At 62.9% G+C, this 20,385-nt stretch carries 14 protein-coding genes and 1 pseudogene; 4 read left to right on the top strand and 11 right to left on the bottom strand.

What is annotated here, in order from left to right:
• Positions 1–81: 81 nt before the first annotated feature.
• From glgX to GJV37_RS12400, 10 genes are all read right to left on the bottom strand, one after another.
• Entirely contained in the window at positions 82–2,211 is a 2,130-nt protein-coding gene (gene glgX, locus GJV37_RS12355; RefSeq protein WP_024762560.1) for a glycogen debranching protein GlgX, read from the bottom strand.
• A gap of 15 nt (positions 2,212–2,226) precedes the next feature.
• A complete protein-coding gene (locus GJV37_RS12360) occupies positions 2,227–2,679 on the bottom strand; it encodes a DUF2934 domain-containing protein (RefSeq protein ID WP_089285766.1) in 453 nt (150 codons plus the stop codon).
• Complete coding sequence (gene treY, locus GJV37_RS12365; RefSeq protein WP_193452577.1) at positions 2,676–5,402, bottom strand: malto-oligosyltrehalose synthase; 2,727 nt, start codon at positions 5,400–5,402, stop codon at positions 2,676–2,678. The genes GJV37_RS12360 and treY overlap by 4 nt, the downstream gene beginning before the upstream one ends.
• Positions 5,395–7,437 carry a 4-alpha-glucanotransferase gene (gene malQ / locus GJV37_RS12370; RefSeq protein ID WP_170858706.1) on the bottom strand — a complete coding sequence of 681 codons (2,043 nt, stop codon included), beginning with the start codon at positions 7,435–7,437 and terminating at the stop codon, positions 5,395–5,397. The genes treY and malQ overlap by 8 nt, the downstream gene beginning before the upstream one ends.
• Positions 7,437–9,197 (bottom strand): malto-oligosyltrehalose trehalohydrolase, encoded by a 1,761-nt coding sequence (gene treZ / locus GJV37_RS12375; RefSeq protein ID WP_193452578.1) that lies wholly within the window; start codon positions 9,195–9,197, stop codon positions 7,437–7,439. The genes malQ and treZ overlap by 1 nt, the downstream gene beginning before the upstream one ends.
• Positions 9,194–10,720, bottom strand: a complete 1,527-nt coding sequence (glgA, locus tag GJV37_RS12380) for a glycogen synthase GlgA (protein ID WP_169887487.1) — start codon at positions 10,718–10,720, stop codon at positions 9,194–9,196. The genes treZ and glgA overlap by 4 nt, the downstream gene beginning before the upstream one ends.
• Positions 10,721–11,211: 491 nt before the next feature.
• On the bottom strand, positions 11,212–11,865 hold the full coding sequence (locus tag GJV37_RS12385) for a glycosyltransferase family 2 protein (protein WP_084357878.1): 654 nt from the start codon (positions 11,863–11,865) through the stop codon (positions 11,212–11,214).
• Positions 11,862–12,452, bottom strand: coding sequence for a methyltransferase domain-containing protein (locus GJV37_RS12390; protein ID WP_246228302.1), 591 nt, complete (start codon positions 12,450–12,452; stop codon positions 11,862–11,864). Before GJV37_RS12390 ends, GJV37_RS12385 begins: the two co-directional genes overlap by 4 nt.
• On the bottom strand, positions 12,449–13,195 hold the full coding sequence (locus GJV37_RS12395) for a PIG-L deacetylase family protein (RefSeq protein WP_193452579.1): 747 nt from the start codon (positions 13,193–13,195) through the stop codon (positions 12,449–12,451). The genes GJV37_RS12390 and GJV37_RS12395 overlap by 4 nt, the downstream gene beginning before the upstream one ends.
• Positions 13,192–14,211: an acyl-CoA dehydrogenase family protein gene (locus GJV37_RS12400; protein ID WP_170858709.1), complete on the bottom strand. Its 1,020-nt coding sequence runs from the start codon at positions 14,209–14,211 to the stop codon at positions 13,192–13,194. Before GJV37_RS12400 ends, GJV37_RS12395 begins: the two co-directional genes overlap by 4 nt.
• 441 nt (positions 14,212–14,652) lie before the next feature.
• On the opposite strand from GJV37_RS12400, the gene GJV37_RS12405 reads away from it, so the two are divergent.
• The gene (locus tag GJV37_RS12405) at positions 14,653–15,090 is read left to right on the top strand and encodes a PRC-barrel domain-containing protein (RefSeq protein ID WP_193452580.1); all 438 of its coding nucleotides are present in this window, start codon (positions 14,653–14,655) and stop codon (positions 15,088–15,090) included.
• 259 nt (positions 15,091–15,349) lie between these two features.
• On the top strand, positions 15,350–15,820 hold the full coding sequence (locus tag GJV37_RS12410) for a low affinity iron permease family protein (RefSeq protein WP_246228332.1): 471 nt from the start codon (positions 15,350–15,352) through the stop codon (positions 15,818–15,820).
• A 323-nt stretch (positions 15,821–16,143) separates the two neighbouring features.
• Here GJV37_RS12410 and GJV37_RS12415 read toward each other — a convergent pair.
• A pseudogene (locus tag GJV37_RS12415) lies at positions 16,144–16,743 on the bottom strand (IS5 family transposase); the annotation flags it as partial.
• Positions 16,744–17,012: 269 nt separating this feature from the next.
• Between GJV37_RS12415 and GJV37_RS12420 the strand changes: the two are divergent.
• Together GJV37_RS12420 and GJV37_RS12425 are read left to right on the top strand one after the other, a co-directional pair.
• A complete protein-coding gene (locus GJV37_RS12420) occupies positions 17,013–18,197 on the top strand; it encodes a hypothetical protein (protein WP_246228304.1) in 1,185 nt (394 codons plus the stop codon).
• On the top strand, positions 18,194–20,359 hold the full coding sequence (locus GJV37_RS12425; protein WP_193452582.1) for a hypothetical protein: 2,166 nt from the start codon (positions 18,194–18,196) through the stop codon (positions 20,357–20,359). Before GJV37_RS12420 ends, GJV37_RS12425 begins: the two co-directional genes overlap by 4 nt.
• Positions 20,360–20,385 lie beyond the last annotated feature (26 nt).

The following is a 20,385-nucleotide window of genomic DNA, read 5'->3' on the forward strand; positions in this document are numbered from 1 at the left end:
GTTTTTCCGGCTCGCTGACGCCCGGTTCCTGAACGTCCGACCGGGGTTCGCTGGGCAGCGTTCCGTGGGATAGCCCAGCGGTCAGTCCTCGCTGCGACGCAGGGTGAACAGCGCCAGGGCGCGCGCACCCAGCGGGTAGGCGGCACCGAACGCCCAGCTGTGCTCGTGTTCCCGCGGCAGCTCGGCGGTGTCCAGCAGGAACTGCCAGTCGCGGCCTTGTGCGGTTTTCGGGAGGATGAAATCCAGGCCTTCGTGCCCGGCATTGACCAGCAGCAGCAAGGTGGCGTCGCCACCGCTGCGGCGGATGCCGGTGGGCTGGGCGCGGCCATCCATGAGCATGCCCAGGCTGCGGCGCTGCGGGTCGTGCCAATGGTCCTCGGTCATTTCCTCGCCTTCGGGCGCAAGCCAGGTGACATCGCGTACACCCAGCTCCTCGTTGTATTCGCCGACCAGGAAGCGCCCGCGCCGCAGGATCGGATAGGCCTGGCGCAGGCGGATCAGGCGGTGGGTGAAGGCCAGCAGTTCGCGGCCTTCGTCGTCGAGGTTCCAGTCCACCCAGCCCAGTTCGTTGTCCTGGCAGTAGACGTTGTTGTTGCCCTGCTGGGTGCGGCTGAACTCATCGCCGGCCAGCAGCATCGGCGTGCCCTGGGAGAGCAGCAGGGTGGCCAGCAGATTCTTCATCTGCTGCACGCGCAGGCGGCGAATTCCGGCATCGTCGGTGGGGCCTTCGACACCGTGGTTCCAGGAGCGGTTGTCGTCGTGGCCGTCGCGGTTGTCCTCGCCGTTGGCCTGGTTGTGCTTGTGGTTGTAGCTGACTACGTCGCGCAGGGTGAAGCCGTCATGGGCGGTGATGAAGTTGACCGAGGCATAGGGACGCCGCCCGCGCTGGTCGTACAGGTCGCCGGAGGCGGTGAGCCGCCGGGCGAGGTCGGGCAATTGGCCCTCGTCGCCGCGCCAGAAGCTGCGCACGGTGTCGCGGAAACGGTCGTTCCATTCCACCCAGCCCGGCGGGAACCCGCCGACCTGATAGCCGCCGGGGCCGCAATCCCAGGGTTCGGCGATCAGCTTGCGATGGCTCAGTACCGGGTCCTGGCGGCAAGCGACGAGGAAGCTGTGGCGCTCTTCGAAACCGTCGGCGTAGCGGCCGAGGATCGAGGCGAGGTCGAAGCGGAAGCCGTCCACGCGCATTTCGGTGGCCCAGTAGCGCAGCGAGTCGGTGACCATCTGCAGCACGCAAGGGTGGCTCAGGTCGAGGGTGTTGCCGGTGCCGGAATCGTTGACGTAGTAACGGCGATTGTCGGCCTGCAGACGGTAGTAGGAAATGTTGTCGATGCCTCGCATGCACAGGGTCGGGCCGAGCTCGTTGCCCTCGGCGGTGTGGTTGTAGACCACGTCGAGGATCAGCTCGATGCCGGCGTCGTGCAGGTGCGCGACCATTTCCTTGAACTCGTTGATATGCCCGCTGGCGAGGTAGCGGGCCTGGGGCGCGAAGAAGGCGATGCTGTTGTAGCCCCAGTAGTTGCTCATGCCCTTTTCCAGCAGGTGCTTGTCGTCGAGAAAGCCATGCACCGGCAGCAGTTCGAGGCTGGTGACGCCCAGTTGCCGCAGGTGACCCAGCAGGCTGCTGTTCATCAGCCCGGCGCAGGTGCCGCGCAGGCGGTCGGGCACCTCAGGGTGGCGCATGCTCAGACCGCGCAGGTGGGCCTCGTAGATCACCGTTTCATCCCAGGGCACGCGCACCGGCTGCTGCTCGCCCCAGGTGAAGGCCGGGTCGATGACCTTGCACTTGGGCACGTAGGCGGCGCTGTCGCGCTCGTCGAAGCTCAGGTCCGCATCCGCCGAGCCGATGGTGTAGCCGAACAGCGCTTCGGACCAGTGCAGCTCGCCAACCAGTTGCCGCGTGTAGGGGTCGATCAGCAGCTTGTTGGGGTTGAAACGGTGGCCGGCGTCCGGCTCGTAGGGGCCATGCACGCGATAGCCGTAGATCTGCCCGGGATGGGCGTCAGGCAGGTAACCGTGCCAGATCTCGTCGCTGTATTCGGGCAGCTCGATGCGTTCCAGTTCGCGCTTGCCCTGCGCATCGAACAGGCACAGCTCGACCTTGGTGGCATGGGCGGAGAACAGCGCGAAATTGACGCCCAGGCCGTCCCAGGTGGCGCCCAGGGGGAAAGGGCGCCCTTCGGTAACGCGGGACTGTGCACGTCGTGTCATGGCGGGCTCCAGGGATCAGTCGGATGGGGATGGCTTCGATGTCGGCGGCCGCACGCCCGAGGGTTTGGACGTGGCTTTCGCGGCCGCGGAAGGCTTGCTCTTGCGCTGCTTGTCGGTCGGCGCGCTCCTGGCCGGCCTGGCTTTGGGCGGTGAGTTGCGCTCGGCGGGCGGCGGCGGTGCCACGACTTCACTGGAGGTTTGCGGTGCGTCGGGGGTTTCGGGGGTTGCCTTGGGCAGTCGGCCCTTGCGTCGTGGCGGCTCCTGCAGGATTGCCGGCTTTTCCGGCTCCTGCTCGCCCTCGAAGCGCGGCTGCACGGGCTCTTCGTTTTCGGGGACGGCCTCGCCCGCTTCGGCGGCGGCAAGGCTGAGGGCCATGCGCCAGTGGCGTTCGTGCTGGCCGTCGGGGCGTCCTTCGGACTCCCAGATCTGGTAGGCCAGCTCCCGGACTCTTCGCTCGTCGATTTTCATCCTTCACCTCCGGATATCAGCAGGTTGACCGGGACCTCGGCCAGCAGCTCGGCCAGCAGCGGCTCCCCGTCGTGCGGTTCGAGGGGGCCGGCCAGCCCGCTCCAGCGGATGGCGGCCAGGGAAGAAGGCAGGTGCAGGCGGGTGTCCCGCCAACCTTGCGGATCGACCAGGGGCAGGCGAGATTGGCCCAGCAACGCGGCGGCGCAGCGCGGTACCACCACCAGCAGATGCTGGCCGGCATGGCTGCGGACGAAGGCCAGCACCTGCGCGGCGAATTCGCCGCGCACCTCCAGCGGCAGGTAGTCGCCGGCAGCGAACAGCGTCGGCCAGCGTTGGCGCAGACCGAGGGCGCAGGCCAGCAGGGCCTGCTTGATCTGGCCATTGCGCCAGTCGCGCAACAGCGCGGGCCAGTCCGGCGGGCCATCCAGAGCCGCTTCGCGGGCCGGGAAGTCGGGGATGCGCCGGTTGTCCGGGTCGACCAGGCTGAAGTCCCAGAATTCGCAGCCCTGGTAGAGGTCGGGCACACCCGGCACGGTAGTGCGCAACACGCACTGCGCCAAGGCGTTCAGGGCGCCGGCGGGCATGAGGCTGGACGCCGCCCTGGCGATGGCCTGGCGCAGCGGGAAAGCGGGCGCACCGAGCAGCAGTGCTTCGAGGAATTCGCTGCAGCCCCGCTCGTAGGCTTCGTTGGGCGAGCTCCAGTCGCTGTCCAGCTTGGCCTCGCGAATGGCCTTGAGCTGCCACTGCTCGATGCGCTGGTGGTAATCGCGCAAGCCTGCTTCGTCATCGGCGGCCAGCTCCAGCGGCCAACTGCCGAGCAGGCACTGGTACAGAATCAGCTCGTCGCCGCCACTGGGCGCGGGGCCGCGGGCAGTCTGCCGGCGCAGTGGAGCGGCCAGTTTCCACCAGCTCCAGACTTGCTCGGCAAACCATTCGGCGCGCTCGCTGAGCACCGCCAGGCGGGCGCGGCAGTCTTCGCCGCGCTTGTGGTCGTGGGTGGCGGTGGCGAGCAGGGCGCCGGGGAAGTCGCGCAGGCGTTCCTGGCAGGCGCGGTGGAAAGCCTCGACATCGCCTCCCATCTGCTGCGGATCGAAGCCGACGTCGTTGCGCCCCAGCGCCGCCGCCGAGCGATAACAGGCGGTGTCTTCCAGGGACTTGGCGGCGATGGGCGGGGTGAGCTGCTGGAAACGGTCCAGAGCCCGCTTGCGCAGCTGCCGCAATGGCCCCGGCGGCAGGCTGCGCAGGGGCTCGCCGCCCAGGATGCGGTCGAGCCAGCCGAGGGTGCGCTGGTCCATCGGTTCAAGTTGCTGCCGGGCCTGTTCCAGGGCCTGGGTGAAGAAGCGCTGGTCCTGCGTCGAGCGACCCAGGGCATGGGTATAGGTGCGGTAGACCGGGAAGGCGACGAGCAGCTGGAACAGCGCGCGCCTGATCGAACCCAGCGGAATGTCGCGGCTGGCCAGCTCGAAGCGGGCGATCTGCCAGAGCTGCAGGGCGAGGCCTTCGACGTCGCCGGCGAACAGCGAGTTCAGCACGCGCTCGCGCGCCTGGCGGACTTCCTCGGCGAAGCCGTCCTGGCGGCCGCTGAATTCCAGCCACAGATGGCGAAGCACCGGCTCGCCGCGCGCTTCGTGCTGCAGCAGCGAAAGCTGATTCATGAAGTCATAGCCGGTGCTGCCCCGGACCTTCCAGTCCGCTGGGAGGGTCTCGCCGGGGGCGAGGATCTTCTCCACGAAGACCGGCGCGCCGTGGGTGGCGCGCCAAAGGCGCCGGCAATAGCCGCGCGGGTCGGCGAGGCCATCCACGTGGTCGATGCGCAGGCCATCGATCAGCCCTTCGGTCATCAGTTTCAGCAGGTAGGCGTGGCTGGCCTCGAAGACGTCGGGGCGTTCGGCGCGCAGGCCGACCAGTTCGTTGATGTCGAAGAAGCGCCGCCAGTTGATGTCGTCCGCCGCCACGCGCCAGTTGGCCAGGCGATAGTGCTGTTGTTCGATGAGCCGGTGCAGGCTGTGCCAGTCGGCGCGGTAGGAGTCCAGCAGGCGCTCCAGCCGGCCACTGTCGGCCAGCGCGACCGCGGCTTGGCGGCATAGGTCGTGGGCGAGGTGGCGGGCCATGGGGTGGTGGTGCAGCTCGACGAAACGTGGTGCCAGGGCCAGCAGCTCGAAGCTGTCGGTGTGGCAGAGGATCATGCCGTAGCTGGAGGGGCAGACCGGGAAACGCTGTTCGCCATAGCGCAGCAGGAAGCGCGCGCTGGCAGCGTCGTAATCCAGGCGGATGCCCCCGCCGCTGACTTCATCGACATAGTCCTCGCCAAGGCAGGGCAACAGCACCTGCTGGTCGAGCAGCGGGTCGTCGCTGTGCCAGCGGATGTCGAAGAACTGCGCGTAAGGGCTGTCCAGCCCCCATTCGAGCACGTCCTGCCACCAGGGATTGGCGTCGCCGATACGCATGTGGTTGGCCACGGTATCCACGATCAGGCCCATGCCGTGCTGCCGCAGCCCGTCCACCAGCCGCCGCAGCGCCGGCTCGCCGCCCAGTTCATCGCTGATGCGGCTCGGGTCCACGGCGTCGTAGCCATGCATCGAGCCCGGTTGCGCGGCCAGCAAGGGCGAGGCGTAGAGGTGGCTGATCCCCAGGCGGGCGAAGTAGCCCAGCCAGGGGAGGGCGTCGTCGAGGGTGAACTCGCGATTGAATTGCAGGCGCAGGGTGGCGCGGATTTCACTCATGCTCGCGGCCCTCGCTGCGGGCACGACGCAGGCGCTCCAGGCGGGCACGTACCGGTGGGGAATCAAGCAACCGGGCCGCGTTTTCCTCGAAGCGGCGCCGCCAGTTCGGGTGCCTGTCGCCCGGCCCGGGCAGGTTCGGCTGCTCGACGCAGGCCAGAGCATCTTCCAGCGGCAGCAGCACCAGGGGCGCGGGTGTGGCGCCGAGGAACTCGATGGCGCCGTCGAGCATCGCATCGGCCTGAATAGCGCTTTCTGCAAGAGCCTGTCGCAGGGCGAAGGTTTCGTACTGGCGGGTGTTGCGTTCTTCGGCGGCACTTTCGCGGCTGCGCTGGCCGAGCTTTTCGCGCCAGTCGATGTCACGTCCTCTCTGCCATCCCTCCAGGGTCGGCAGGTCGTGGGTGCTGCTGGTGGCCAGCGCACCCTCCGGCCAGTGTCGCGGGGCGATGAAGCGGCCATGCTGCTGCTCGAACAGCAGGACACGCATGCCCAGGATGCCACGTTCGGCCAGCGTCTCGCGCAGCCCCGGCGGTACCGTACCGAGGTCCTCGCCGATGATGATGACCCGAGCCCGCTCTGCTTCCAGGCAGACCAGCCGCAGCAGATCCTGGATGGGGAAGTCCAGGTAGGCGCCGTCCTGCGGCGCGGCTCCCGCCGGGATCACCCAGAGCCGGCGCAGGCCGAGGATATGGTCGATACGCAGACCACCGACGTAGCGCAGGTTGGCCCGCAACATCTCGATGAAGGCGCGGTAGCCGTTGCGCCGCAGGCCGTCCGGGGAAAAGGCGCAGATCCCCCAGTTCTGCCCGCTACGATTGAGGATGTCCGGCGGGCAGCCGACGCTGACGCCGGTGAGCAGCTCGTCCTGGCGCATCCAGGCCTGGCTGCCGGAAGGTTCGGCGCCTACCGCGAGGTCGGCGATCAGGCCGATGCCCATGCCGGCCTCACGCGCCTGTCGCTGCACCTGCTGCAGGCCGCGGGCGACCAGCCATTGGCCGAATGCCTGCTGGCTGATCGCCTGTTCCTCCACCACCATGAAGTGGCCGACCTCGGCGCTTGCCGCATTGCGATAGGGCTCAGGCCAGGAGCGCCAGTCGAGCCCATCGCCGGCCGCGACGCGACGCAACTGCAGGACCTGGAAGCAGCAGTGCTGAAGCAGCTCGGCGCCACCCTGGTTGCGGAAGGCGAGAAAGTCCTCCTGCAGGGCGCCGCTGTGGTGCTGGAACTGCCCATAGAGCTGTGCCAGCAAGCGATCGCGCAGGTGGGCGACGGCCTGCCAGTCGATCAGCGGCAAGTGTTCCAGGCGCTCCCGCTCGGCTTCCAGGCCGGCGGCAACGAATGCCTGACGCACCGGCTCGTCGCCCAGCACCAGGGCGGGAGCGGCATAGAGCTCGTTGAACAGCAGTCGGCTGGAGGGCGAGTAGGGGCTGTAGATTTCCCGCGCCGCAGGGAACATGGCATGCACCGGGCTGATCGCCACGGCGTCGGCGCCTTGCCCGGCGGCAGCGCGAACCAGTTGGGCGAGTGCGCGGAGGTCGCCGACGCCGCCGTCCGCCTCGCTGCGCAACGAGTACAGCTGTGCCGCCAGGCCCCATACGTGCCGCCGTCCGCCGCAAAACTGCGCAACCGAAGGGCAGCGCGGCGGCGCCACGGCGAGGATCAGTTCATGCGGGCCCAGGTGCAGCGGGTAGTAGCCGACGTGTTCGAGGGCTGGAATCTGCCCATGCTCGTCGACATGGCCTTCGCTGTGGCCGCTGTCGTCCTCGTTGAACAGCTTGTAACGGGTGCCTGGGGCGACCGGCACGCTGACCGGCCGACCGCAGTCGGCGGTCAGCAGCGGCGGTACCTGGGCGCGCCGCTGTTCCAGCTCGTTCAGGCTCTGGCGGATCTGCTCCGGGCTCTGCGCCGCGAAGCCCAGGGCCTGCAGCACACCGCGCTGCACGTCGGCGCTGAGTCGCTGGGGACGATTATCGGCGTCGACCCAATCGATCATCAGCCCGGCTTCAGCCGCCAGGCGCTCCAGCTGTGCATCGCTCATCAGCGCGCCTCCAGGCTGGCGACCAGCGACGCCGGGCCGAGCCAGCCATGACGGTAATGCGCCGCACTCTGCCCGCAGCAGAACAGCAGATGGGCGCTTTCGGCCGGCGGCTCGACGGCGACGTCGTCCGTTCCCAGGTTGAGGTCCAGGCGCCACTGGCTGCCGTCGCCCAGTTGCCAGCGCGCGCTCAGGGCGCGCCCGCCCAGTGGCTTCGCCTCCAGCGCGCGGCTGCCGGGCAGTTGTGGCACCAGCCAGCGCTGGCGTACTTGCAGCAATTGCCGGTAATGCTCGCGCCAGGCGTCATCGCCCTGGTCCGGGCGCGGACGCGAGGCGACGAAGGTCTGGTAGTCGTTGGGGTCGGGAATCCAGGCCGCGGCACCGGGCGAGGCGAACCGGCTGAAGCGTTTGAACTCCTCGCGGCGCCCCTCGGTGACGGCGCGGGCGAGGTCGCCCTGGTAGTCGGTGAAGAACAGGAAGGGCTGCCTCTCGCCCCATTCCTCGCCCATGAACAGCATCGGGATCATCGGGCTGAGCAGCACCAGCGCGGTGGCGGCGCGCAGCGCGTCGGTGTGCGCCAGGCTGCTCAGGCGCTCGCCCAGGGCGCGGTTGCCGACCTGGTCGTGGTTCTGGGTGAAGGCCACGAACGCCTGCGGCGGCAGCGCACCGCTGGGTTCGCCACGGGCGATGCCGCGGTAGTCGGTCTCGCCCTGGAAGGCGAAGCCTTGGCTCAGGCAGCGGCACAGGCGGCCGATGGGGTCGTGGGCAAAGTCGGCGTAGTAGCCTTCATCCTCGCCGGTGAGCAACACGTGCAGGCAATGATGCAGGTCGTCGTTCCATTGCGCGTCGAAGCCGTCGTTGTTTGCCTCAGTGCTGCGGCGCAGCAGGCTTGCCTCGTTGTGTTCGTTCTCCAGCACCAGGTGCAGTTGGCGGCCTTCGGCGGCGTGGCGGGCACGGGTGGCGAGATCGCGGAGGAAGTCCTTGTCGGCAATGGCGTGCACGGCATCCAGGCGCAGTCCGTCGACGCGGTATTCACGCACCCACATCTCGGCATTGCCGATGAAGAACTCGCGCACCGCCGGATGGCGGAAGTCGATGGCCGGGCCCCAGGGAGTCTGCTGGTCGCGGCGGAAGAAGGCGCTGGCGTAGCGCCCCAGATAATTACCCTGCGGGCCGAAGTGGTTGTAGACCACATCGACGAAGACCATGATCCCAAGGCCGTGCGCCTCGTCGATGAACTGGCGCAAACGGTCCGGATCGCCGTAGGCACAGGAGGGGGCGTAGGGCAGCACACCGTCGTAACCCCAGTTGCGCCGGCCGGGAAAGGCATTCAGCGGCATCAGCTCGATGGCGGTGACGCCCAGTTCTGCCAGCTCCGCCAGCCGTCCCTGGAGCGCGGCATAGCCGCCGAACAGGCCGACATGGGCCTCGTAAAGCACCGTTTCATGCCAGGACCGGCCACGCCATTGCGGGTAGCTCCAGCGGAATGCGGTGGGGTCGACCACGCGGCTTTCGCCCTCGACACCGCCGGCCTGGTGGCGGGAGGCCGGGTCCGCCACGCTCAGTTGGTGATCGATGCGGTACCGATAGGTCTGGCCGGCAACAGCTGCCAGTTCGGCGCTGAACCAGCCGTCCCGCGTCGCCTCCAGCGGATATCGGCGATCGCCGCCCAACTCGACCTCCACCCAGTGGGCATCCGGGGCCCACAGCGCGAACCTCACCTTGCCGCCGGGCAGGACCTGGGCTCCATGACGTGACGTCATCGTGCGGCCTGCGCGGGCGCCTGGAGCAGGCGCTGGTAAAGAGCGCTGTAGGGGCGAACGGCGTCGCCCCAGGTCAGCGGCGAGTCCATGGCCTTGCAGCGCATGGCGTGCATCAGCTCCGGATAGCGGTAGATATTCAGCGCCCGGCGCACAGCGTCGTAGTAGCTGGCCGGGGTCTCTTCGCGGAACAGCAGGCCGGTGACGCCATCGACGATGGTGTCGGCCAGGCCGCCGGTGTGCCGCGCGATCGGCAACGAGCCGAAACGCTGGGCATACATCTGGCTGAGGCCGCAGGGCTCGTAACGCGAGGGCATGAGCAGGAAATCGCTGGCGGCATAGATGCGCCGGGCGAGGGTTTCGTCGAAGGCGATCTGCACTCCGACCCGACCGGGATAGCGCTCAGCCAGCTCGCACATGGCCAGTTCCAGCTCCGGTTCGCCACAGCCGATGGACACCAGTCGTCCGCCGGCCGCGACCATCTCGTCGGCAATCGCCAGGGTCAGATCGATGCCTTTCTGGTGCACCAGTCGCGACACCACGGCGAATAACGGGCCGCGGCCTGGCAGCAGGCCGAAGTGCTTCTCCACGTATTCGGCGTTGCGTCGCTTGCCGGCCAGCCGGGTGACGTCGAAGCCCTCGATCAGATGCGGGTCACAGGACGGGTCCCAGCCCGCATCGATGCCATGGGTAATGCCGCTGAGCTGGCCACGGTCGCGGCGCTGGGAGAGTATGCCCTGCATGCCGCAACCGAATTCTTCTCCGGTGATCTCGCGTGCGTAGGTTTCGCTCACCGTTGTGATGTGGCTGGAGTGGCTGATACCGGCCTTGAGGAAGGACAGCTTGCCGTAGAATTCCATGCTTTCCGGCAAGCCGGCCGTTTCCGGCAGGCCCAGTTCGGCGCAGCAGCCCAGCGGGCAGGCGCCCTGATAACCGAGGTTATGGATGGTCAGTACGCTGGGCGTCGATTGTCCGCGCCAGGCCATATAGGCCGGAGCAAGAGCCGTGGGCCAGTCGTTCACGTGCAGCAGGTCCGGGCTCCAGGCGAGTTCGCTCATGCCGGCAGCCAGGTCTGCGGCGGCGAGGCTCAACCGTGCAAAACGGATGTGGTTGTCGGCCCATTCATGGCCGTTCTGGTCTACATACGGGGTGCCGGGGCGGTCGTAGAGTTCCGGGCAGATCACCGCGTACACCACCAGCCCGTCGGCGAGCCGCAGCTCGCCGATATCACAGGCGGGCAAGGCCGCGAGGCCGGGCAGGCGGCCAACCATCTTGCACGCCACGGCGCCCTTGAGTACCTGTGGGTAGCCGGGAATCAGCACGCGGATATCGTGGTCACCCAGCAGGGCACGGGGCAGGGCAGAGGAGACATCGCCCAGGCCGCCGGCCTTTACGAAATCTGAAAACTCCGAAGAGACGAAGAGAATCCGTTTGCGTCGCTGCGGCGGCGCACCATCGGCCGAGGGTACCGCACTGAGGTTGATTGTGGCGTCTTCCAGACGCACATCGGCCAGCTGGTTGCGCATCGTTCGTTCCTCTCTGTGTCAGCCGGGCCGTGGCTTTATCTGCCGGCCCTGCGGGTCTCCGTGGGTGGGTGCCGTCCTTCGGGTGACAGGGGGGCGGAGGGCGAAGTTTCGTCTTTCCGCCAGCAGGCCCGGTGGTCGGCCGCGGCCGGTTGCTCCTTCTGTACAGACAGGCGCCAGCTACCGAAATGTCTGGGGTGGCTCCGGAACTGCTGTTGCTGCGGTCACTCAGGCAGGGGAAAAGGCCCCGCCGGTCAAGAAGCCCAATGGAAAGCCCCCGATGGTCACTTAAAGCCGTAAGCAGGGTCCGTACCAGTCGCCGGCTTGAAGCCAAGTAACTGAAAGAAAAGAGAAAAATTAAATGCGGCTGGCTATGTGCAACCAGCAGAATGCACGACCCGGCTTTCAGCCGGTTGCAATACGCCTTGCCGCTGCGCTTCGCGGGGTGGGTTGTGTTGGCTCTGATCGACGGATCATCGGGTGAACTCGTCCGTTCAGCGCGCCGAGAGATTCGCGAGGAACTCGCCGAAGCCGCCGGAGGCCCGATAATCGGCGCGCGCGCTGGTAGTGACGCAGGTCTGATGGGTCCAGACGATCCGCGCGCCGCTTCGCTCCAGGTCACGAACCAGGCAGACATCCTCGTTGCAGGGCAGGGGACGGAATCCCCCGGCCCGCTGATAAGCCCGGGCGCAGATGCCGAGGTTGGCTCCGTGGATGTGGCGATGGTCCTCGCGGCACTGGTAATGCTCTTCATGGCGAAGGCGCACCTGTTCGTCGTGGCCCGACCAATCCGATACCTGCACCGTGCCGCAGACGGCCTCGGCGCCGAAGGCCAGCTGGCGAACCAGCCAGTCATCGCTGACGCAGGTGTCGGCATCGGTGCAGGCGAGCCAGCGTGCTCCCTGGGCGAGCAGCCACGCGGCGCCGGCCCTGCGCGCATGACCGACATTGCGCTCGTGGACTTGCAGCACGGCGACGCCCAGCGAGGCGGCGACGGATTCGCTATCGTCGGAACAGGCGTCCAGCACCGCGAGGATGCACACCGGCTCGCCCTCCAGGCCGGGATGCAAGGCTGCCTGCTGCAGGGAGCGCAGGCAGGTTCCCAGCAGCGCGGCCTCGTTGTGCGCCGGTACTAGAATGCCAATCATCCGGGGGCCTCGTTGGCCCAGAGTTCCAGGCGGAAGTCGGCCTCCAGATGCTGCACGCTGGGCGCAAACCCCATCGCCAGGGTGATCGCCTCATGGACCTCGTCGCCGGTCAGCGTGCAGCCTTCGATCGGGTGCCGCCAGTGACAGGCCAGCAGTACGCCGCCCTGCGCCAGGCTCGCCGCCGCTTTCCGGCAAGTCCGCTGCCAGGCTTGCGCTCCCAGGTAGTAGCCCAGCTCACCCAGCACGATGAGTTCGAACCTCGCCTGCGGCCATTGCTCGGGCAGTGCCTGCCGCACCACGCGCACATTGCCTAGTCCAGCAAGGCGCTGGCGAGCCAGCGCGACAGCCTCCCCGCTGTAATCGGCGCACAGCAGATGGTCGACCCGCCGGGCCAGCTCGACACTGGTTTCGCCGTTGGCACAGGCCGGTTCGTAGCCGCTGCGAAATCGCATGCGGGGGAGACAGGCGAGCAGCAGGTCGCGCTTGCGCTTCTCGTACCAGGAGGTTCGGAATGACCAGGGGTCCGGGTCATCGCGGTACAGCCGGTCGAAATGCTCGGGCGGCAGGGGTCGTTTCTCGGCGTTCACAGGAAATACACCTCGAAGGGCTGCAGCAGGGTCTCCAGCAACCGGGCGCTGAGGATCGGCGTGCTGCCTTGCAGTTGGCTGGCGTGGGCTTCGAGAGCCTGGCGCTTGCGTCGCAGCGCTTCGTCGTCAAGGTCCAGGCGCCGTGCGCGGCTCCAGGGCAGGCGCGGGTCACCGGGAAAGGCCCAGTGCCACGCCCAGATCGGAGTCTCGAAATGCCGGGCGCCGCACTCTGCCGCCAATTGCGCACAGGCGAGCCCGACCTGTTCGTGATCGCAATGGCCGTCCTCTCGCCAGGTACTGACCAGTCGATCGCCCGGGCGCAGCAGGGCGCGCAATGGGTCGCGAAGCGCTGCTGCGGTGACGCCGCCATCGGGCAATCGCAAGCGTCGCCACTGCCATTGGCCGAGATCGATGCCGAGGCGGGTGAGGGCGCTGCGGCTTTCGACGATTCGTGTCTGCCGCAGCGTGTCTGCTGTCCAGTGTGAGGAACCGGGATGGCTGGCTTCGCCATCCGTCACGGAAACCAGCAGGCCCGCGCAGTCCTGTGCCGCCAGGCTGGCAAGAAGCCCTCCGCAGCCCAGTACTTCATCGTCAGGATGCGGGGCGACGACGACCAACCGGCGCCCCGGCGGCACCAGTTCTTCGCGGCGGAGGCGCGGCAGTCGTTCGAGCTGGATGCATGAGCGCCACAGCGAAGGTGGCGTGCCCTGGGTTCCGGCTATGAGGTTCTGCGCCTGACTCATAGTGCCCAGGACTCGATTTCGAGACGCTTCAGGTGCCTGCCCAGGTGGGCCAGGTCGCGCTCTCCGTGGCTCTGCCGGAGGAAGACCGGCAGGTCTGCGGCCAACCGAGCGAAGCGTCGGTCGCGGCAGAACGGCGTTGCCCCGAGTGCCCGGCCGACATGCCATTGCACGGCTTCGACAGCGCCTTCGACCTGGGCGCGAACCCGGCGGGCGGCCAGCTCCGAGGGAGCGGCGGGGTTCTCGTCGATCCAGCCGGCGCATTCGCGAAGTGCCCCGGCGGCCCCGGCCAGGGCTGCATCGACCGCTCCCAGGTGCGCCATGGCATGGGGATCCTCGCTACGGCCCTGGCGAAGATAATCCGCCAGGCGACCCGCGGCGCCATACCAGCAAGCGGCGATGCCTGCGCCGCCATGCCAGAAGCCTGGACGTTCCAGGTACTCCTGCGGGCCGCCGACGCAACGGGCCAGCGCCTGGTCGAAGGTCACCGCCACACTGCCCGTGGCTGCCATTCCCACGGCGTTCCAACCGCTGCTTCCGACGCTTACGCCAGGCTGGGCGAGGGGGACGGCGACCAGCTGGGTACGCTGCCGCTCATCTTTCACCGTGACCAATGCGTGCTCCGCCACGGCTGCGCCGGAACACCAGGGTTTGCTCCCGCTGATGCGTACATGGCCCGCCTCGCGAGCCACCACCTCGACACAGGGACTGGGCGGATCTGCCGCCCAGACGGCCCAGATTCCGCACTGGGGCTCGCCATCCAGCTCTGCCAGAATGGCCAGGGCGTCGGTGTGTCCCTCGTAGAGCTTGAGCAGGGATAGATCGCTGCCCGCCACAGCCGCCAGGGCTTGCCACCGCTCGAGGGTTGCGCCACTGGCGGGCAAGGGCAAACGATCAAGTCCGTCGTCGATCAACTGGCGCAGCGCGGCGCCGACAAAGGGCACCTGCTGAGAAGCGTCCTGCGGCAGTTCGAAGTCGCGCAGCAGACGAGACAGGGCGTGCGAGCGGTCGTGTTTCATGGCATTCCCCCTTTCGGAGCCTCTATGCCATGCCGACCTCGCGTTGCGGTTTGCGGTTCCAACCGATTTGTCCTGTGCCTTGCGGCCAATTCGGCGGCGCGCGGCCGGTATAGCGATGGCTGCCAAAACGCGCCCAGCAATCCGTACCGCTCGGGTGTTTTGCACAGACCGCAAGGGCGGATCGGGCGCTCTGCTGATTGCACCGTGCGATCAATTACTGGCCCAGCCGCTCTACCGCGTCCTCCTACGCTCAGGGACGAACCGGGCGTGGAACTTGCTGAATCAGTCTGGCACTTCACCCGAAGCTGCCGGAACCGGGCCACCCCCGGTCCCGCGCTGGATGCGCACGGCCCAAATCGTTCCGTGCGCACCTGGAGCAGAGTCGACCACCCCGGTGCGAAGCTGCTCCAGCCTTCCGTGGCCAATGGCCAGGAGCACTCCATGAACTACGAAGATCGCGATACCTATGGCATGTACAAGAATCGCCCCGTCGCCGTCGAGGCCGACTCCAGTCGTGGGCCGGGCCCGCGCCTGATGGGCGCCGACACCCTGATCGGCAACGATGTCTACAACACCCGCGACGAAGACCTGGGCGACATCAAGGAGATCATGCTGGATACGCAGAGTGGCCGTGTCGCCTATGCGGTGCTGTCCTACGGCGGGTTCCTCGGCATGGGCGAGAAACTCTTTGCGGTGCCCTGGAGCGCGCTGCGCCTGGACACCGTCAACAAGCGCTTCGTCCTGGACGTCGACAAGGAACGCCTGTCCAGTGCGCCAGGGTTCGATAAACACGACTGGCCGGACATGCAGGACCCGACCTGGAGCCAGCAGATCCACGACTATTACGGCACCAAACCCACCGACGCCCCGCGTTTCTGACGTTGGTCGCCTGGCCGATGCGCGGTGTTTCGCATCGGCCGGGAACAAGGGCAACGCAGAGCTTCAATACCGATCGCTACACCACTGGCAGTGCGGGCTCAGAGCAGATTTCTGAACTCCCCAGGCTGCCACGTCTCTACCGGTCAGGCCCCACTTCAGCGGAGTGCATGCCATGATCGGACCAGGATCGCGCGGTGATTTGCCTGCCCACTCTCAGCCCCAGCGGGGCGCCCCCTCAGCGGCGGGTCAACGGAAAGCAATTCCCCCTTCGCACGACCCCACGCAACCAGCAGCAGGGAAGAAGGGCGGGGCGGGCTTTTCACGCTTTGCCCAAGCCCTTTCGCAATGGGCCGGCCGCCCACTGACCTTCGCCCTGGCCTGCGTGCTGCTGGTGGCCTGGGCACTCAGCGGGCCGTTCTTTCACTTCAACGATACGTGGCAGCTGGTCATCAATACCTCGACCACCATCATCACCTTCCTCATGGTCTTCCTTATCCAGAGCACCCAGAACCGAGACACCGACGCGCTGCACATCAAGATCGACGAGTTGCTGCGTACCACCCACCACGCCCACCGCGTGCTGATGGGGCTGGACGACATGGGCAGCGAGGAATTGCAGAAGCTGCGCAAGACCTACGAGGAGATCGGTGAGGAGAATGTGCAGGACGGTTCGCCACAGAGGGTGGCCGAGCGTGAGGAAGAGGATCAGCGTGGGCCGGCCACTCCTTGAAGCTGGTGAGTCGCCTTGTCGTCGTCATTTGCTGAGTGAGTCAATAGATGGCGGAGCGGCGCTTCGGCAGATCACCCGATACCGTGGTCAGCCTAAGAGTGGGGTTGGCGTTCTGAGAGCAGACAGAGAGAACGCCTGGAGTACTGCGAGTAACCACATATCAAATTTAACTTATGGGCGATGTCAGATGTTCATAAGCTGCTCATGGGACTGAGATTACTGAATCAGTGATCTCGAAATTAACGCGATTGTTCATCTGTTGATGTTCATAGACCTAGTTTTTCCCGCCATCCTTAGGAATGTCGCCATGTGATGGTTCATCTGTAGCCGGCATCGGCGCAGACGACGTTCTCGTCGCCATGCAACTGCTTATCGACCTGGGTGACATCCGCCACGTTGGCTGCCGTGCCCACCACGATGTGTACCAGCCCCGATTCATCATCAAAGCCAATGTGCGCCTTCATGCCAAAGTAATACTGGTTCCCCTTCTTGGTCTGGAGCATTTCCGGGTCGCGCTTGCCGTCCTGGTTCTTGGTAGAACTGGGCGCGTGGATCAGCGTGGCATCGACGATAGTGCCCTGGCGCAGCGACAGACCGCGATCCCCCAGGTAGCCATTGATCACGCCGAGGATGCCGGCTGCCAGCTCATGTTTCTCCAGCAGACGACGGAAGTTGAGGATGGTGGTTTCGTCAGGAATACGCTCCAGGATCAGCCCGGCGAACTGACGCAGGATGGTCGTCTCGTACAACCCTTCTTCCATGGCCGGATCGCTGTAGCCGAACCAGTTCTGCATCACATGAACCCGCAGCATCGTCATCAAGGGATAGGCCGGACAACCACCTTCACCCTTTGGGTAATGCGGATCGATCAAGGCAATCAAACCCTTCTACGGCACCACCTGATCCATCTCGATCAGGAACAATTCCTTGCGGGTCTGCTTGCGCTTGCTGGAGTACTCTGATGAGCCTCCTCGATCCCCCCTACGAAGTTTAGCGGATCAACATCTATTCGCGGTCTGCTTGGCCTCTACTAGCTTGAATGGTGTATTTTTACGATCCCTTTGCAGCCCGATGAGGCTAACAGGAGCTAGCCCGGGTTATGAAAAAACTCCAGGCGGTAAGTTTTACATTTGATGATGCGTTGCATATTTTTTGTACGAAAGGCTATCCAATAAATGTAAAGGATTAGATAGTGATCAATTTTCCTACGGATCTTACGATTGATAGTTGTGAGGAGTTTGTAAATGGCTTGGAGGAAGCCAGTCCCAGTGAGGCGCTCTATCTTCCCTCCGAGTTTAATAATGCCCTGTTTGGTGGGGTCGCCGCTGCAATTCAAGCGATTAATACGTGGGGGCGGTTGTCTAGTTCCCGAGAAATAGTTCTCGGAGGGAATTCCGAAGAGGTTCAAGAGTATACGGATGAAGTAGTGAATCGCCCTCACAAGTTTAATGCGGCGATGCTGGCGAAGAAGATAGTGCTCTCGAGTACAGGGGCTGACATCCGCAAGGATGTGAATATTGCTGCGAGAGGTGCTATTGAGAGTCAAGCAGGAAACAAACATGGCCAGCAAAGAGGTGCACTATGTTGGTTTTCTTTTGTCGACCATAGCTCGAAAGGTTTTGATAAGAATTTTTACACACAATCTTCCGAAGGGGGAGCTATTCCCAGGCAGATTTCTCAGATAGAAAACATAATAAAATCAATGGTGGAGAAATCTATTGGTATTCTTGGTGCTGCGCAGAAGCTATCAAGTAATGACATGCAGCATCTTGGTCGTATATTTTTCGAGCTATTTTTGAATACGCATGAGCATGGTTCAAGAAGTCATAGTCGGGACGTATGGCTGAGGCCTGGGCAGCGCGTAATTTATAGCAATGGGATAAGTCTTTTTGATAAGGCACTTGAAAAGCGCACTCAGCGAGAACGCGGACTTTCAACCTATTTGCAAACGCATCGAGTAGATGAGGTTGAAAAAACTAGATTCATCGAAATAAGCATTATTGATTCTGGGCTTGGTTTTTTTGAGCGCTGGTGCGCTGACAAGAACGAGTCAGCCCCTGAGGATGATCTCGGTTACGAGTATTCGATCATCAAGAAATGTTTCAGCGCGCGTCAGACGTCATCCGGTAAGGATAACAAGGGTCTTGGCCTTCCCGTCGTCATGGATCGCTTAACTAAACTCAACGGCTTCATGAAGGTTAGAAGTGGGCGTCTCTCTCTCTATAGGAATTTTATTGCACAACCTTATGCTCTAGGCGATTCATGTGACTTTTCCGATTGGGTTACCGGGCTTCCTGCCAATGAATCCCTAAGTCAATTAGGGTGGGTTTCTGGGGTAGCAATAACATTCTTAATTCCTCTGGAGCCTAAGCGATGAGTGCCGGCTTTGCGTTTCGTTTCCAACATGAGTCCGTAAGGCCTGCTCTCGTAATTTGCTGTAATACGACTGTATCTTCAGATGAGATCGTCAAATCAATAAAAGCAGATGTCGAAAATAATTTGCTTCCGGATCGTGTTTATTTAATAGGGCCGGCCGGCCATAGAGAGGATTTTGTAAGCCTCTTCAGTAATGATTCATTTAAAGAGGAATTTGAATCATTCATAGGGGATGTGGATGAACGACTTGCTCCTCTATTGTACGACAGTTGTGGAGTAATAACATGTGCCAAAAACGGTTCGGGAATCGAAAAAGGCCTTCGCGATGCGATGATCCGTCAGGGTATGCTTGATATTTTCGAGCGCAGACAAGGGCTTATCACATCTTCATCAAGCTTCCACTTCTCGAAACCTTCAGGTGATCACTGCAGCGGCTTCATACGAGCCTCGAATTTGTTGGTGGCTGGTGAAGAGGTGGCATTCCTTGCTATATCATTACTTCCTTACTTTTCTAAGGCTCCTGATCGAATCTATGTTGATACGTCGTCGATTTCTTATTTGGTGAGTGTTGCCGCATTGATGTCCGGTCGCTACAGCAAACGGCTGCCATTAATTGAGAGTTTCGAATCTTACACTGCGCTTAAGAAAAGCTTCGACTTCGTGGAGGCAGATAGCAGTTTAGTGATTATCTCTGCAACCACAAGCGGCGGGCTTGCCGCAGAGATCCTTAAGAAAAATAACTTCACCGCTGAGCAGGTTGTCACACTTTTCTATAGTAAGCTAAAGCCCGCTCAATACGGCATCTTTGATGTGGCTTGCTTGGTCTCTGAAAGCATAAAATCTTTTGCTCCCGAAGACTGTCATGATTGCTTGAAGGGAAGTAAGGTCATCAAGATCGCGGGAGATCAATTTTTGCCCGAGACTCCAAGTCATGGTCAAGTAATAATCAAGAAGACAGATTTTACAGCGGATCGACGGAAGTTCTTTGAGGAGTTTGCTGCAAAAAATCTTTTGCAATGGCGTGTAGCTTCCGACCTGGGCGCAGAATCAAGGGAGCACTTTTTTATTGATGTTGAGAATTACTTAAAAGGAATGCCTAAGGGGTTTTCGGAAAAGCTCCATCGATCAGTTAAAAAATATATCTCTAGAGATGCTGAAAAGATAATTGCGCTTGATGATCCTGGCTCAATTTCTTTGATGGAAGAAGTTAAGAAAATTGTGGGTGAGCCTGGAGTTATCTGGCAGAGCATGTCTGAAGTTGACGATGATCTGCTTAAAGGTTCTTCGTCAGTGGTAGTAATTGCTGGGGCTATCACATCTGGTAGAAAGTTGCTCGACGCTTCTAGGAAGCTGCGCTGCATCAGTGATCAATCTTCTATCCTTTACTTGGTTGGATTCTCAAAAATTCCCAGCAAGGATGCATACGAGCAACTCCGTAAAGACTTAGAGTTAGGCGGGCGTACTCTGATCGTGCTGAGCGAGTGCCATATGCCTCGTGTAATCGGAAGTACGAGAACGCCGTGGGACGCGGAGTGTGATTTTCTTAGGGAAATTAGCGATGATTTATCCGAAGATCCAGTTGAATTATCCCGCGCTCTTAAAGTGCGCCTTGAAAAATTCGAGCAGAACGAATTTGATTCAGATGATCTATTCTTGCCGTCGCCTTCAGGTGAAGTTCTTAAGTTGAGGGATACGTTTGCCTTCTGGTCAGGCTTGGAAATAGATCATACGGCATCTACTCAGGCTGATGTGTATTGGACGATTCAGGCGATTTTGCATGATATGAGGATAAGGCCTAATGGTGCAGGCTTGGCTAGTATCTATCATTCAACGGTTATAAGCCCGGCGTGCTTCGATAGATACAATGATGGAGTAATTCAAGCATGTCTTCTTAGGGCGGCTACGGCATCGGAGTTGAACTACTCAGTTAGTGATGATTTTAGCCTGAAGATGATGGACTTTCTGATTTCGGTAATTGAAGGATCAACTGAAGCGCAAGGTGAGGGGGCGCTTGAGTTCCTGATGGCTATGTGTCTTGGTCACCTCCGTATCAATACCGAACACTTAAGAGAGTTACTTGCAAGAGCTGAATCTCTTACAGTGAATGGCGACATGAGGCTGCTTTTGAACCACTTGTCAAAACAGCTGCCTTGTAAGGATTGATTTTAGTTGGTCGGTCCTGGGCTGAG

The organism is Pseudomonas nitroreducens, from assembly GCF_010994165.1.
Lineage (GTDB): Bacteria > Pseudomonadota > Gammaproteobacteria > Pseudomonadales > Pseudomonadaceae > Pseudomonas > Pseudomonas nitroreducens.